The organism is Vibrio sp. HI00D65 (assembly GCF_001635455.1).
In the GTDB taxonomy this organism is placed as follows: domain Bacteria; phylum Pseudomonadota; class Gammaproteobacteria; order Enterobacterales; family Vibrionaceae; genus Vibrio.
On the sequence record NZ_LWEH01000460.1, the window covers coordinates 118510 to 133541 of the forward strand.

Below are 15032 nucleotides of genomic sequence, written 5' to 3' on the forward strand. Positions count from 1 at the left end.
GAATTTATGGAAAGCCCAGTCAGCTCAACAATCAAGCTTTCAGCCCTCTGTATTGCCATAGCCAGTGCCTTTAGTAGCCCTGTGATAGCAGAAGAGAACACATCGCATTTTGATGAAGTGGTGGTGTGGGGAACGAAAGTATCAAGCAACACTGAATCGATCATTGCCGATGATATGTCACTTAAGCAAGCTGACCACATGTCGGACCTACTGCGTGAGATTCCAGGTGTTGATGTTGGGGGCACACACTCGGTGAACCAAAGAATCACGATTCGTGGCTTGAGCGAAACGGACCTCGATATTCGACTTGATGGCGCTTCTCAGCACGCCAACATGTTCCACCATATTGGCAACCTCACGCTTAACCCAGACATTTTGAAATCGGCCGATATCCAAGTAGGTAACAACTCAGTCACGCAAAATGGACTCGGTGGCTCTGTGTTGTTTGAAACTAAAGATGCAAAAGACTTGCTTCGTTACGACGAAAGATTCGGAGCTCGTGTTTATGGCGGTTATGCCACTAACGCAAGTCAACAAGGCTCTTTAACTGTGTATGGCTTATTGTCGGATAACGTTGATGCCATGCTCTACAGCCACTACATGAGTCGTGATGATTTTAAGGACGGCGATGGCAATGAAACCTTTGGTTCAGAAGGGGATGTATACAACATTCTAGGTAAGATTGGTTTTGAACCGAGCGACTTGCACCTTTTGAACTCGCTTATGATCTCTACCGCGATAGCGGCGATTACAGTCCACGCCCGGATATGTCGGGTGGCGCTAATGAGAGCCTGTCTAACGATATTCTGATCCCAACCGATTACGAACGTGACACCGTCACTGAAAGCTATGAGCTACGTGGCGATACTCATCAAGGTGACGTGACGCTTTACAACACTCAAACTGAAATTAAGCGTGATGAAACTGTCATGGCACCACGCTGGCCATCGAACCGTTTGTCTAAAAACACGGCAAATAACCAGAACTTTGGCGTGAATGCTAAGTTCCAGTCGGACTATCGTTTGATGTCGTTTGATAATGTTGCGACTTACGGTTTTGATTACATGGACAAGTCATCAAGCAGTTATTACGGCAGCAGTAAGTTTATGGATGAGTCGGCAATTTCTACCGCACTTTTTGTTGAAGACCAGTTCTACTTTACTCAAGCCTTCTCGATCACAGCGGGTGTTCGTTTTGATGATTATCAGCGTAAAGCAGAGACAGGAAATGACGATTTCGATGACGTAACTTGGTCTATAGCAACGCAATGGGATGTGACACAAGATTGGACTCTGTTTGCGAGCACACGTTCGTTATTTAAAGGCCCAGAGTTGATGGAGACCTTTATTGCGTATCAAGATGCTGCGTACTTAGCGGATGATATCAAGGCCGAAACAGGACAGAACACGCAAGGTGGTGTGCGTTTTGACAAGCGTATTGATGATCACTTTGTTGGCGCGAACCTAACTGTATTCCAAACCAATATCGATGATTACATTGCAGAAGAGTATCAGCGTGCCAGCCAAAGTTACTTGATTTACAACTTAGGCGACGTGGAGATCAAAGGCTTTGAAGCAAGCTTGTCTTACGGCTACGAGGTGTTTAACAGTAAACTCTCTTATGCACGTTCAGATACTAAAAACAAAGATACAGGCGGCGCTGTCGCGGGTGGAAACGGTCGCAGTATTGATATGGGCGATAGCATCACGTTAACGCTAGACTACCAGTCTGAAGCGTTAGAAACTATTTTTGGTTGGAATTCAATGTTTGTTAAAGACGAAGACAACGTATTTGATGGTCAGCCAATTAAAGAAGGCTACGACGTGCATAACCTTTATGCGCAATGGGTGCCATCAACGGTCGATGGACTGTCTGTGACCTTTGGTGTCGATAACGTATTTGACGAGCAATACACCTCACACGCATCCCGTTCAGGTACAGCGAGAGGCTTTACTCTCGATGACTTTGAACCTGGTCGTAACTATAAGCTTTCTGCCGCGTATCAGTTCTAGTTGCGAGTAACGAAATAGATTCAGTCAGAGTGATAAGCTAGCGGTTGTAGGGATCCGCGAAATTTATAGAGCGAAGCTGAAGCTATTCGTTTGCGCCACTCGCTAAAGTGAATAGTGAAAAGAACAGCGCCTCTCGAGCAAGGAATCGAGAGGCGCTTTAGTTTTTTATTACTAGAAAGGTTACATGGGCTTAAGACAAATTACTCAATGGGCAGAGATAATACACCACTATTGAGCTTGACTTGCTTCAGCCATTCTTTCGTAATTGCACCGTCTTCTTCGTAGAAACAAGCCGCTAATACCGCGCCAATCACAATCGCACGCCCACAACTATCACCGCCACATAAAATGTTATCTCGAATACCTTGTTTAAAGCTTTGAGCGCCTGCAATGATTCGAATCAGCAGTGGGAACGCGGCGCTTAATTCACAATGCAATCCAAATTTCTTTGCAGCCTCGGTGATTGAGAGTTCAGGCTCTGCCAATGCTTCATCGATTTGCTCGTGTATAAACTTGCCGCAGGTTTGTCTGACCATCTCTACCGATTGTGATGGTGAATTACCTTGTATCGCAGCTTGAATCAGCAAGGTAATAGCCTGCGCCCACTCGACGGCTTTATTATTATTATTAGTCACTCGAACTGCGCTTTCGACCATCGCTGGTAGGGTGTGAGAAGTATAAGTACAAGCCACTAATGGGATGATTTTTGAAATAGCAGGTAATTGCGTGTCATCAGCGCCACAGGCTGTGATAGGGGCATCGGCCAGTTCCAGTTGGTGGATGTTCAGCAAACTCATGCGTGTTGCTTTATCTATGTAACCTTGCCAACTGCCACCGAAATCAAACCAGAAGCGGAAGTGCTTGATGTAGCATGCTTCATCATAGTGTTGATTGTCGACTAGGCTATCAACCATCGCCAATAGTTGAGCGCCGTATTGTGATTGGTCGCCTGCGGACTTTCCCTGGTGAGCAAAATAGCCTTTATCTTGATAATCGGACTCGTTTGGTGAACGAAACTCAGGCTCGAAACCTGCTACCTGTAAGATCCTCTCTTGATCATATAACCAATGTAGCCCCATAGAGGCAGCGTCCCCTACTAATGCGCCGACAACGGCATAAAACGCTCTTTCTTTATGATTATCCATGTTGGTTTGACCTTTGAGAGAATCTGATGAGATTTGTTATTCAAAGTATAGTGTTTAAATGAAGGGTTTGCTGTGTTTTAGACGAGAGCTTTGAAACGATTAATCCTGATTGGTCAATGAGTTAAACCAATCAGGATAAGCTGATGAATATTATAGGCTAGGGCAAGCAGAGGTTACTGAAGTGCTACAGAAACAATGGAGTAACTAGTGCAAACTAGCGGTTTAGATAAGCACTTGAGCGTTGCTCTATCTTTCTGAAAATGCGCGATAGCGTGAAGCAGAGTGCGAAGTAAACCGCGCCAACAATCAGCCAGATTTCAAAGATCAAACCGGATGAATTTGCCATCTCGGTGCCAACGAAGGTCATTTCTTGAATCGAAATCAGAGAAACAATCGAAGTGTCTTTTACCAACGAAATTGCTTGGCCAGCTAAAGGCGGGGTTATTGCGGTTAATACCTGTGGACCTACCACATATCGATATTTTGAGAAGACGGATAAACCAAGTGAGTCCGCAGCTTCCCATTGGCCTTTAGGAATGCTTTCCAAGCCAGCACGAATCACTTCAGCGATATACGCCGAAGAGAGTAGACCAATACAGATAACACCAGAAGCTAAGTTCTCCCAAAGGTTGGCAGGGCCAAATAGAAACGCTTGCAGCTGATTAATGTCGCCATTGTGTTCACGCAGAAGGGTTTCTAAACCAAGCAAAGGAATCAGTTGGTTAGAGACAAAAAAGTAAAAGATAAACACAAAAACAAGTGGTGGAATATTTCGAACCAATTGGATGAAAAGCAGAGCTGGAGTCTTAAACAGAGCGATCTTAGAGTGTCTTGCAACCCCAAGCAGGGTACCAAAAGATAAGGCCAACACCATACTCCACAAACTTAAACGCAGTGTTGAGACTAGGCCTTGGAAGAAGTAAGGGATACTACCTTGAGAAGGTGGAATGAAGATTAGCGTGAATGCGTCTTCCCATCGCCACTGGTAGTTAATGCCGACAGCAGAGCGATAATAAAGCCAACCTGCAAACACACAAATGATGGTAAACAAAACTCCATCTAATAGATTGAGGCGTTGATACCAAGGCTTCATGTGAAGGTTGGGCTTGGGCGTTGATAATGCGCTAGTACTACTCACGTCATTCCTGTTTAAACAATGATTATTAATGTGTTGTGAGAATGGGCTATGAATTCATAGCTATCTCTGATGTATCCTAAAAGGCAGTACCAGCAAGGTACTGCCTTGATTAGCTATTTAACGCTAATTAGCCGTCGATTACTGACCTTGAGCAATCTGATCTTGCCAATCCAGAGTAGAGAACCAGTACTCGTAACGCTCTTTTAACCAGCCATCCTCAGTACGTGCTTTGATCCACTCGTTGAAGAATTCAGCTTTGTCGGTTTCACCTAGGCGAACAGCAAATGCTTCGTTACCTTTTGATAGACGTTCATCAAATGGAATGAATAGAGTGTCAGCGTTCTTGATTGCTTCGTGTTCTGGCTTAGGGCTAGAAGCGATAACCGCGTGTGCATTGCCGTTTAGTACTTCTTGGAAAGCTTGAGCGTCGTCATCGAACTGAAGTACTTTCGCTTTCGGGAAGGTTTCACGAGCAACTTGAACTGTGAAGGCGCCACGACGAGCTGCAATTTTCACTCGGCGGGAGTCAAAATCCGAAATTTTGCTGAAGCCTTCTGCTAGCTCTTTGTTAGCCGCCAATTGAACACCAGAGTGAGAATATGGTTCAGTAAAAAGAACACTCTTAGCACGCGCTTCGGTAATCGACATACCGCCAATGATTACGTCAAACTTATTCGATAGCAGTGAAGGGATAATGCCATCCCATGCCGTCGGTACAAATTCAACTTTCCAGCCTGAATCCTCAGCAAGACGTTTTGCCACATCGATTTCAAATCCGACAAGATCACCTTGTTTGTTACGCATTGCCCAAGGAACAAAAGTCGACATGCCAACACGTAGAGAGCCACGTTCGTTGATTTTGTCTAGGTTAGGCGTTTCAGACGCAAGCACAGGCAAACTTACGGCAAGCGCAAGTAAAGCAGTGATAGCGGTTTTAAATAGCTTCATGCTGATAAATCCTTATTGTGTTCGCCAGTTAGCTCCGAGCTTATGCTCAAGCCAAGCTGCAACGGCAGAAAGTGAAAGTGTAAGTGCAAGATAAATGATTGCCACAGAGAACCAGATCTCAAATGGCATCGCAGTTTCAGAAACAATGTTTCTGGCCTCGGTTGTCAGGTCGAAAATAGCCATGACGCTCACAATCGAAGAGTTTTTGATAAGGGAGATCACTTCGTTAGTCAGAGGTGGCAACGTACGTTGTACCACTTGAGGAAGAATCACATCCCAATAAGTATAGGTCTTTGATAAGCCCAAAGATTGAGCGGCTTCAAATTGTCCTTTAGAAATACTATTCAACCCAGCACGAAATATCTCAGCGGTATATGCCCCTTGAAAAAGTGCCAAAGCTAAAACAGCCGTGCTAAATCGATCCAGACCGATTACAGGACCGAATACAAAATAGAGCAGGTAAATTTGTACTAACAATGGTGTATTACGAATCAATTCCACATAGCTAGTGGCGAGGGTGCGACCGACAACTGAATTGGAGTTACGTAATAGGGCTGTGGTTAAGCCAATCACCAGTGTTGCAACTAAAGAAATCAGCGAGATATTGATGGTAACGAGTAGTCCTTCCATCAATTCTGCAGGCCACCACTCGCCATCTTCATAGAAAGCAATGTAGTCAGGTACTCGATCCCATTGCCAACTGTATCCCATCGCTTGAGCGCCAGAATCGAGGATCCAAACAACGGCTACAGCAAGTACCACAATTTGTACCAAGGCAGAGAGGGCGGGTTTCATTATTTTCAGCAGCATCAGTAAGTCAGAATCTGATTTAGGAACGCTTGAGTACGTTCGTGTTGAGGATTTTCGAACAGGCTCTGTGGCGTATTAGATTCCACGATCTGTCCTTCGTCCATAAAGATCACTCGGTCGGCAACGCGTTTTGCAAAGCCCATTTCGTGTGTTACGCATACCATGGTAATGCCTTCACTTGCCAGTTCGACCATTACATCAAGCACTTCATTGATCATTTCCGGATCAAGTGCTGATGTCGGTTCATCGAATAGCAGTAGTTCTGGCTTCATGCAAAGAGAGCGCGCAATTGCCACACGTTGTTGTTGACCACCTGAAAGCTGAGCCGGGTACTTATTCGCTTGTTCTGCGATGTGTACACACTCGAGATAATGCATGGCGGTTTTCTCTGCTTCTTCTTTGCTTTTTTTGAGCGTACGCATTGGAGACAGAGTAAGGTTTTCAAGCACAGTAAGATGGGGGAATAAATGGAAGTGCTGAAACACCATTCCAACTTGGCCAGGTGTATTGAACTTGCAGGGAAGCGATTGTTCTAACACGGAAAGTTCGCCATTTTCGAACGGTTCTAACTGATTGATACAGCGGATCAGAGTGGATTTACCCGAACCAGATGGCCCGCAAATCACCACAATCTCTCCCTGTTCAATATTTAGATCAATATCTTTTAGGGCATGAAAATCACCATACCACTTGTTAAGTGACTTAAACTTAACCATTTTCTTAAGATTGTTCAAATCGTTGTTCATACCTAGTAAAGAGACAGGTTTACCTTAACAATATAGAAATATGATTGCACACAAAATTAGGAACTTATGAGAATTTAATAGCATCTTGTAGGGCAAATAAAAAACAGCGCCGGATTAGGACGCTGCTTAAGAATATACGAAAGGTCAAAGAATTCGGTTCAGTTTAATTGCATAAATTTTTAAATTATCGCGATTTTATTTAGAAACCTGATTTCTTTGCTTTAATTTTAACCGTTAATGGATCGCAGACTCTAGAATCTCGCGAGTTTTTTCTAGCGTGATAGCTTGGTTCTCGCCAAGCTGTAGGTAACCATGTGATTCTAGTTGTGCAACCACGTTGTCGATAGCTTTTGCTTTATCCGCCTCGTAGCCATCAAACATAGTCGCTACGTCTAGGCTGTGATAGAAGGCTTCGATAGCATCGATAGTGCGCTCTGCTAAATCTTTGCCCGCTTCTAGGCCAAATACGTTACGTCCCATCTGTTCAAGTTTACAGCGTTTCGCTTCGATCTGGTTACGAAGTAGTGAAGGTTGAACAATGGCTAGTGAACGTGCGTGGTCGACATGCCACAAGGCTGTGAATTCATGTCCAATCATGTGCGTTGCCCAATCTTGAGGAACACCAGTACCAATAAGGCCATTTAGCGCTTGGTTAGCTGTCCACATTAGGTTTGCACGCCATGCATCGTTGTCACGCTCGTCGTATTGTTTACCCAGTACAAGAAGGTTTTTCAGCAATGTTTCTGCGTAGCCGTCTTGAACCATCGCGTCAGCAGGCATAGTGATGTATTGTTCACACACGTGAACCCAAGCATCAACCAGACCATTCACTAATTGGCGCTCTGGTAGAGACTTCATTACATCTGGGTCCATAACTGCAAACCTAGGCTGTACCGCAGGGTTTAGGAAAGCCAGCTTCTCTTGAGTTGCTTTACGAGTGATTACTGCACCCATGTTTGATTCAGAACCTGTAGCCGGAAGCGTCAGTACCGCACCGATTGGCGTTGCTTCGGTCACTGGGTGCTCACCTGTTAGGATGTCCCAACCGTCACCGTCGTATTTCGCTGCTGCTGCAACGTATTTCGAACCATCAATTACTGAACCACCGCCAACAGCGATAATGAATTCTACGTTTTCTTCTTTAACGATAGCGACTGCTTTGTCTAATGTTTCTTTGGTTGGGTTTGCTTCAACACCAGAAAACTCAATCCAAGCGTGATCTTTAAGAGATGCGACTACTTGGTCGTAAACACCGTTGCTTTTGATTGAACCGCCACCGTAGATGACAAGTACTTTCTCTGAAGTATCAACAGCTTGGCTGATAGCGTTGATTTGGCCTTGGCCGAAGTGGATAACGGTAGGGTTAACATAGGTAAATTGCATCGTCAGTTCCTTGTGTAAAGCTAAAATTATTTTTGTTGTAGTGCTCAATTTCTATATTTGCATATTAGTACACTGAAATAGGGTGGTGAAGGCCAATTTCTCCAAAATAATTGCCTATTTCTACATGATTGATATTCTATTTGGGCTTTTGTGCAAACCAACATCACCCTTTGAATGGAACATCACCTGTTATGAATACACTCGCTCAGTTACTGCAATCTTACGTTGAACTTAAAGGTTGGGACGATCTTGAAGGGATCAGAGAAACAGAGATAGAGGGTGTGTGGTTGTATCGTAGTAGTGGGGGGAATCAGCGCCAACCATTCACTTATCAGTCAGGTATCATCATGCTTGGCCAGGGTAAAAAGAATATTTACATAGGCGACAGGCCAGTAACTTACGCGGCAGGTGATTACTTAGTGGTGGGGGTGCCAATGCCACTGGAGTGTGAAGCTTTGCCTGTTGATGGAGAGCCGTTATTGGGTTTGTCGATCAACATTGATTCTCAGCGCTTGCATAGCTTAGTGAAAAAGCTTGAAGAGCAAGGTTTTCTAGAGAGTTACTGTAACATGCACAAACAGAATTCGAGTGGCTTAGAGTCCACTAGAATGGAAACGGCGATGCTAGAGAGTTTCACTAGGTTGGCGAAGACACTGCATTGCGATATCGAAGCCAACATCTTGGGTGATGCAATGATGACGGAGATTGTTTATCGCGCTTTAACAGGCTCTGAGGGCCGTGTACTGTTTGATTTAGCCCATCATGATGGCCATTACGCACGCGTCGCCAAAGCATTGTCTAAAGTGCATGAAGAGTATGACCAAACCATTACTGTTCAATCGCTAGCCGATGAAGCGAATATGAGTGTGTCTGCTTTCCATAATGCTTTTCGTAACGTCACTTTCGAATCACCACTCCAATACTTGAAGAAGGTAAGGCTCAATAAAGCCAAGGAGCTGATCCAGTTAGAAGGCCTGCGTATAAGTGATGCCGCACGCCGAGTTGGTTATTCTAGTCCATCTCAATTCAGCCGAGAATTTAAACGTCATTTCAATACTACTCCAAGAGCGGTGTAATGTTTCCTATCAGCAATGAAGGTTGTTAAACATGCGGCACTTCATATAGTGCAATCTTACACATATTTTTTGATTGACCGAGAAATCTGAATTTTATAAATATCCGTTATTAAAGTACTAATATTCTGTCGGAGGTTCATTTGCTCGATTTGTTAAAGAAAGTGGTGCTTATCAATTTGATGGCTGCAATGGTCGTTTTTGTGCTGTCGCAGTTTTTTCCTTTCTTTGCTTCTACTCAACTCGTCGACTTCTTATTTTATGTCGTTATCGTCATTTGGGTTTTGGCAAAACTTCTCTGGGAGGGAGGCGTTCATAGCAAAACAACGCGCTTAGATGATCCTATTACAGACAAAGTCTACAAAATGGTCGACGGGCACGATTTTGCTAAAGACCAACAAGAACACTATCGAATGAATTATCAAACGGGCTTAGTGCTATTCATTGCTGGCTTACCGGCGTTTATTGCGTGCTTTGTTCTGCAATTCTTTTGAGCACGGATAAGAGGTAGTAATGGAAGAATATTTAGAACTGGACGTGATGACATTGGAGTCTATTTCAAAAGAAGCGGGCTTTCCAATAGATAGAGATGTGTATTTAGCATCTCATGCCCAATCGATGGAACAAGGACTGCTTGTCGAATATCGGCGACATAATAAGCTAATTGGCTACACGACGTTAAGTGATTTAGGCGATGGCAGCTGGTTTGTCCCTATGTTTGTGGTACACCCAGACTATAGAAGTAAAGCCGCTTTTCTTGCTCTATTTCGTGGCATTGTAAACATACTGAAAGATCGTGATTCAAGGGTATTAGTAAGCAATGTTTTACGCTTAAATGAACTGTCGGTGCAGTTTCATAAGCGATTAGGGTTTGAAATAACACGTGAGAATCACTTAGGTTATGACTTTACTCTAGCGTTGACTCCTGAAGTAAAAAGAAAATGGTCTAATTTCGTCGCTGTTACCTAGGGGCCATAAATAATTGTGGTTCGAGTTTGACCTCAAGTATGTGGTGGTTAATATCACCTTTCTATGAATCGCCTCACTATTAACGCTTCTCATCTTTCGAGAGTAATCAACAAGGGCATGTATTATGTACAAAGTCGGAATCGTATTATTTGATGACTTCACAGATGTAGACTTCTTCTTGATGTATGACTTATTAGGAAGAACGACGGACTCTTGGGAGGTTAAGGTTCTTGGAACTAAGCCTGAGCATCGTTCACATTTGGGTATGACGGTGAAAACCGATGGCCATTTGAGTGAAGTAGCGCAGCAAGATATAGTGCTGATAACAAGTGGTTATCGCGGTATTCCTGCTGCATTGAAAGAGCCAGAGTTCATGAACTCATTACAGCTGGATCCGAGTGAGCAGTTAATCGGGTCGATTTGCGCGGGATCTTTTGTGTTACACGAACTCGGTTTACTTAAAGGTAAGAGGCTTACAACAAACCCGCATGCCAAACCAACATTAGAAGCGATGGGGGGAGATGTCCAAGATCTGCCTTTAGTTATTGAAGGCAACATTGCTACGGCTGGTGGATGTCTTTCTCTGGTCTACTTAATCGGTTGGATGGCTGAACGATTATTTGATTCTAACAAACGTAGAGCGATTCAAAATCAGCTTATCCCAGCAGGGCAGTTGGATCTCTTCGAAGATCTTATCTCGGGAACTATCCAGTCTGCAGAGGCTGATAATTTACATAACAAGTCACTAAAAGTTGAGCTGACAGACGCGGTGATTTAAACCATCGCAACGGCACTTTTACAAATAACGTTTAGTGAGAGAACGAAAAACAAGTTTATGCCATTTAGAATTATTTTAATGCTATGCCTAGTTCTGACGGGCTGCGCATCCAATGAAGCTTTGCAACCGGACCCAACAACCATCACGCTATTTTATGGTGATACATCGATCTCCGCAGGCGTATTAGAAGACAAAACATTTAATTCAGTACTCGCCGATAGGGCTGAAAGTGTCACTTTTTCGGGCTCAATACGAAAGCAACATTCTGGCTACTTGGTCGATATGCTGGTGATTCGAGAAACGAAAGAGCCACGCTCGAGTCGACAATTAAACACGTCAATTCATATGAAAACTGGAGAGTTAGTGGATGTGGGTGGCGTGAACAACGACATTTTTAGGGTGATTTTGGAATAGTGTTATCAGCCTTTAGTTAAGGGAGAGGTTATGCAGCAGAACATTACCACGGAACGATTAATCTTAAGGCCATTTCGATTGAGTGATAGCGAGCGCGTTGCTGAACTTGCGGGTGAGAAAGTGATAGCTGATATGACGGCTAATATTCCTCATCCATATGAAGCAAGTATGGCGACTGATTGGATTAACACGCACGAGTCTTTCTTTAATGAAGGAAAAGGTGTGGTGTACGCGATAACTCTTAAAGCAAACGACGAGATTATCGGTGCAGTTAGCTTTCCTAGTTTGCAAGATGGTGTTGGTATTCTTGGTTATTGGCTTGGTGTTCCGTTTTGGGGGCAGGGTATAGCCTATGAAGCCTCATTGGCGTTAGTGGAATACAGCAAAGCTCATTTGGGGCTCACAGAACTGAAAGTGATGCACTTGTCTGAAAACAAACGCTCAGAGTCAGTTATACGAAAGCTCGGTGTAAAGTTTGTTGAGAAGCTGGTCCGTAAAGTTCATGGTAGAGATCGTGAACTATACCTGTATCACTCTTTACTTTAGTTTTCTTATATATCGTATCCATTCCTACATTTACAAAAATTAAGTGGTCTAGCGAAATAAATAGTTCAATTATCTAAAATTTCGCTTTACCTCAACCTAACTTCAAGTCTTAAGCTTCTTTTACTTATTCATAAGGAGCTTATTATGCAAAGTAATTACGTTAAGGAACTCTCCGTTAAAACTTACCAAGAAGCGATTGAGAGAGAGGTCGTTAAATCAAAAGTTCGACCATTTCATGCTCCGAGTTTTTTCAGTGGTGCCTTGTTATCTATGGCGGTAATGGGGTTGCTTTTGGTCACGCCAATACTTTGAGCGATGGTTAACTCCCATCATCCTAGATAGAAACACAGAGAGTTCGAAATCTGAAAATACAGTACTTAAAGGGAGCTTTTAGAGTTACTTATGGAGATATCTATACACCTACTTCAACCAAGCGATGTTGGTCCTCTTTTCGAATTTGAAGTCGAAAATAGAGAGTGGTTTAATCAATTTGTTCCTGCTAGGGATGACAGTTTCTATTCTGATTCAGGGGTTGCCGACCAAGTTAAGCTCTTCCTTAAGGAATACCAAAATGGTGAGTTGATCCCAATGCTAATTAAGGACGCTAACGGCGTTATTTGTGGAAGAATCAACGTTCGCGATATCAGCAAAAATGGTGAAAGCGGGGAGCTCGGCTATCGGGTTGGTCGAGCTTTTGGTTCTAAAGGTGTCGCCTCTAATGCGGTCAGAAAGCTGCTAACCTATTTGTCTAAGCACTCATCCCTAAAATATATTGATGCTTATGCATTAGTAGGTAATGTCGGTTCAAATAAAGTACTAACAAATACGGGTTTCGACCTCGTTGAGCGTGTCCAAAATTACGCAGTATTCAAAGGACAACAACAGAATGCCAACTATTACCGCAAGGCAATATCCGTGTAAGTGGGTATTTGATATCTATTATTTTTCCTATAATCAATGAGATAATAGGCACGGAAAGATGAGCTCACACCATTGTGGTGCGAAACAATACAGAGATCAGTTTATGAACATTGTGACAGTCTATAGTGGTAATCAGCAGGTATACGCGAATTTATATCAGGGCTATGCGGCTGAGTTTTCAAAGATTATCGGAGACAAACCAGACGAGTATGGCTTGTTTGAGATTTACCCGACGCTTGGTGATGCCGTAACGGGTTATTTACTCTACATTGATGGCGTTCCTGCTGCATTAACCGCCATTGAAACCAAAGCGCCAAACGAGTTTGAGATTTGTGATTTCTATGTGGTGCCTTATTTCCGTAAGAACAAAGTAGGGAAACAGTTTATCTCTGAACTATTTGAACACCTAAAAGGTAGTTGGGAGATTAAACAAGTACTGGGCGCAGATCATGCTGTTAAGTTCTGGAGAGAAGTCGTCAATGACTACACCTCAGGTAATTATGTGGAAGACCAGTACCAAGACGAAAAGTGGGGCTTGGTAACAAGACAATGCTTTAATCATGATGGTATTGCCAAGTAAAACCTTATATATCAGAAGCTGGCGGGGTCCTTCTAGCCAGCTTCGGGCCTGTCTATTTTAAGGTGTCCTCTAGATTTAGGGTAACCTTATTGCTTTATCGTTACTTTTGAGGTTTATTGCGTTCGATTACACTGATCGCGATTGCTAAAAATAGAATATCTTTCACTAAGAAGAAGTTAGTGACCAAAATACCATCCGATACTTTCCAAGCGTTATGCGTGGTAATTAGAAAGCTCAGTGTCACAACAAAGATAACCGCTGCAGCAATGCCAGAACAAAACGCGACTTGCGGTTTCTTAAACCCAATCATCAGCCCAATGGCGACAATGATTTCAGCACCACCAACCATATTAGACACGGATTGGACTGTGAATAAGTTGTAAAGCCAGCTCATTGCTGGGTGGTTGGCAATTAAAGGTTCAATCAACATCGCTTCGGTAGGCGTAAACTTATAAATTCCAATCCAAGCTAACACCAACGCGACACCTATCACGCCTAGGTTGTATCCAAAGTTGCTTTGCTTCAATTCGTAGGTTTGAACATGCATAAAAGTACTCCATTAATTAGTCCTAAAACATGACCGCACTAGTGAAAATTTAATTTCACTATGAGAGTATTACCTTTACTTATGGATCATCATGCGTGGTATTTTAATGTTTTATATATCAATGGTTTATTTAAAAAGTGAAATGATAGTTTTTATTAAGATCTTAATAAAATGAAATAAGGAGATAAGTTATCAACGCACTTATATATGATGTTTTTAGTGGAGAGTCGGCGAAAGGGAATCCTTGTGGGGTTGTTGAACTTGAACAATGGTTAGCAGATTCGGAACTATTAGAAATAACACATCAACTAGCACAGCCTATTACTGCTTTTGTGAAGAAGTAGGGAAGACAGTTCGACATCCGCTGGTTTGCATTAGATGGTGAGATAAACCTTTGTGGTCACGGTAGTTTGGGGGCTGGTACTGATTTGATCGAGCGGTATAAGTTTGAAGAGGTTACTTTAAACAGTGATCATGGACAGGTCGTGATTTCTAGAAAAGACGGCCTATCTCAATTGGAACTGCCAAGCTGGAATGTTAAACCTTACGTTCAGTGGAGCGATGCTCCAATTGATCTGTCGGCTTTGAATCAGCCCGTTGTCGATGTATTCTCGACAAGAGATTTAGTGTTAGTGTTGGATTCAGAGGAAGCAGTAAGGAATTTTACTCCTGATTTTGAACAGTATAAAAGAATCAATGACCTGCATGCTGTTATGGTGACGGCTAAAAGCTCGGATGATGGTTATGTACTTCGTTATTTTGCACCGAAGATCGGCATTTCAGAGGATTTAGCAACCGGATCTGCGCAGTGTTCACTGGCCCCATATTGGTTCGATAAGCTAGGAAAAGACAAACTCTCAGTTCGTCAGCTTTCTAGTGCTGGTGGGTGTTTTGAAGTGGAGAAGGGAGCCAACTCTTCGATTGTCGTATCTGCTAGAGTTGAATGCCGTCAGTGAAAGTGTGTTGAGTCTATGATCAATACCGCGAACTAATTTTTGTTATCAATATTAAGGATTTGGATT

At 43.1% G+C, this 15032-nt stretch carries 17 protein-coding genes and 1 pseudogene; 11 read left to right on the forward strand and 7 right to left on the reverse strand.

The window, feature by feature from the left end:
• Positions 1–6 precede the first annotated feature (6 nt).
• Positions 7–2012, forward strand: a pseudogene (locus tag A3712_RS22475) (TonB-dependent siderophore receptor).
• Positions 2013–2212: 200 nt separating this feature from the next.
• On the opposite strand, the gene A3712_RS22480 reads toward A3712_RS22475, so the two are convergent.
• The 6 genes from A3712_RS22480 to A3712_RS22505 form a co-directional block, all read right to left on the reverse strand.
• Positions 2213–3157 carry an ADP-ribosylglycohydrolase family protein gene (locus tag A3712_RS22480; RefSeq protein WP_063525113.1) on the reverse strand — a complete coding sequence of 315 codons (945 nt, stop codon included), beginning with the start codon at positions 3155–3157 and terminating at the stop codon, positions 2213–2215.
• 214 nt (positions 3158–3371) lie between these two features.
• The gene (locus tag A3712_RS22485) at positions 3372–4295 is read right to left on the reverse strand and encodes an amino acid ABC transporter permease (protein WP_063525114.1); all 924 of its coding nucleotides are present in this window, start codon (positions 4293–4295) and stop codon (positions 3372–3374) included.
• A gap of 138 nt (positions 4296–4433) precedes the next feature.
• On the reverse strand, positions 4434–5243 hold the full coding sequence (locus tag A3712_RS22490; protein WP_063525115.1) for a transporter substrate-binding domain-containing protein: 810 nt from the start codon (positions 5241–5243) through the stop codon (positions 4434–4436).
• Between the two features lie 12 nt (positions 5244–5255).
• On the reverse strand, positions 5256–6053 hold the full coding sequence (locus A3712_RS22495) for an amino acid ABC transporter permease (protein ID WP_063525116.1): 798 nt from the start codon (positions 6051–6053) through the stop codon (positions 5256–5258).
• Positions 6053–6799 carry an amino acid ABC transporter ATP-binding protein gene (locus A3712_RS22500; RefSeq protein ID WP_063525117.1) on the reverse strand — a complete coding sequence of 249 codons (747 nt, stop codon included), beginning with the start codon at positions 6797–6799 and terminating at the stop codon, positions 6053–6055. The genes A3712_RS22495 and A3712_RS22500 overlap by 1 nt, the downstream gene beginning before the upstream one ends.
• Positions 6800–7033: 234 nt before the next feature.
• Complete coding sequence (locus A3712_RS22505; RefSeq protein ID WP_063525118.1) at positions 7034–8182, reverse strand: iron-containing alcohol dehydrogenase; 1149 nt, start codon at positions 8180–8182, stop codon at positions 7034–7036.
• Between the two features lie 191 nt (positions 8183–8373).
• Here A3712_RS22505 and A3712_RS22510 point away from each other — a divergent pair, with 191 nt between their 5' ends.
• The 9 genes from A3712_RS22510 (at position 8374) to A3712_RS22545 (ending at position 13463) form a co-directional block, all read left to right on the forward strand.
• Entirely contained in the window at positions 8374–9258 is an 885-nt protein-coding gene (locus A3712_RS22510; RefSeq protein WP_063525119.1) for an AraC family transcriptional regulator, read from the forward strand.
• A gap of 140 nt (positions 9259–9398) precedes the next feature.
• Complete coding sequence (locus A3712_RS22515; RefSeq protein ID WP_063525120.1) at positions 9399–9749, forward strand: hypothetical protein; 351 nt, start codon at positions 9399–9401, stop codon at positions 9747–9749.
• A 19-nt stretch (positions 9750–9768) separates the two neighbouring features.
• Positions 9769–10224, forward strand: coding sequence for a GNAT family N-acetyltransferase (locus A3712_RS22520; RefSeq protein WP_063525121.1), 456 nt, complete (start codon positions 9769–9771; stop codon positions 10222–10224).
• A gap of 124 nt (positions 10225–10348) precedes the next feature.
• Positions 10349–11002 (forward strand): DJ-1/PfpI family protein, encoded by a 654-nt coding sequence (locus tag A3712_RS22525; protein WP_063525122.1) that lies wholly within the window; start codon positions 10349–10351, stop codon positions 11000–11002.
• A gap of 57 nt (positions 11003–11059) precedes the next feature.
• A complete protein-coding gene (locus A3712_RS22530) occupies positions 11060–11416 on the forward strand; it encodes a hypothetical protein (protein WP_063525123.1) in 357 nt (118 codons plus the stop codon).
• Between the two features lie 30 nt (positions 11417–11446).
• A complete protein-coding gene (locus A3712_RS22535; RefSeq protein WP_063525124.1) occupies positions 11447–11962 on the forward strand; it encodes a GNAT family N-acetyltransferase in 516 nt (171 codons plus the stop codon).
• Positions 11963–12106: 144 nt separating this feature from the next.
• Positions 12107–12274: a hypothetical protein gene (locus A3712_RS28005; protein WP_171750658.1), complete on the forward strand. Its 168-nt coding sequence runs from the start codon at positions 12107–12109 to the stop codon at positions 12272–12274.
• A 90-nt stretch (positions 12275–12364) separates the two neighbouring features.
• Positions 12365–12883, forward strand: coding sequence for a GNAT family N-acetyltransferase (locus A3712_RS22540; protein ID WP_063525125.1), 519 nt, complete (start codon positions 12365–12367; stop codon positions 12881–12883).
• A gap of 103 nt (positions 12884–12986) precedes the next feature.
• Positions 12987–13463 (forward strand): GNAT family N-acetyltransferase, encoded by a 477-nt coding sequence (locus A3712_RS22545; RefSeq protein ID WP_004737327.1) that lies wholly within the window; start codon positions 12987–12989, stop codon positions 13461–13463.
• Positions 13464–13563: 100 nt separating this feature from the next.
• Here A3712_RS22545 and A3712_RS22550 read toward each other — a convergent pair whose 3' ends face one another.
• The gene (locus A3712_RS22550) at positions 13564–14010 is read right to left on the reverse strand and encodes a DUF417 family protein (RefSeq protein WP_063525126.1); all 447 of its coding nucleotides are present in this window, start codon (positions 14008–14010) and stop codon (positions 13564–13566) included.
• 359 nt (positions 14011–14369) lie between these two features.
• Between A3712_RS22550 and A3712_RS22555 the strand changes: the two genes are divergently transcribed.
• Complete coding sequence (locus A3712_RS22555) at positions 14370–14966, forward strand: PhzF family phenazine biosynthesis protein (RefSeq protein ID WP_063525127.1); 597 nt, start codon at positions 14370–14372, stop codon at positions 14964–14966.
• Positions 14967–15032 lie beyond the last annotated feature (66 nt).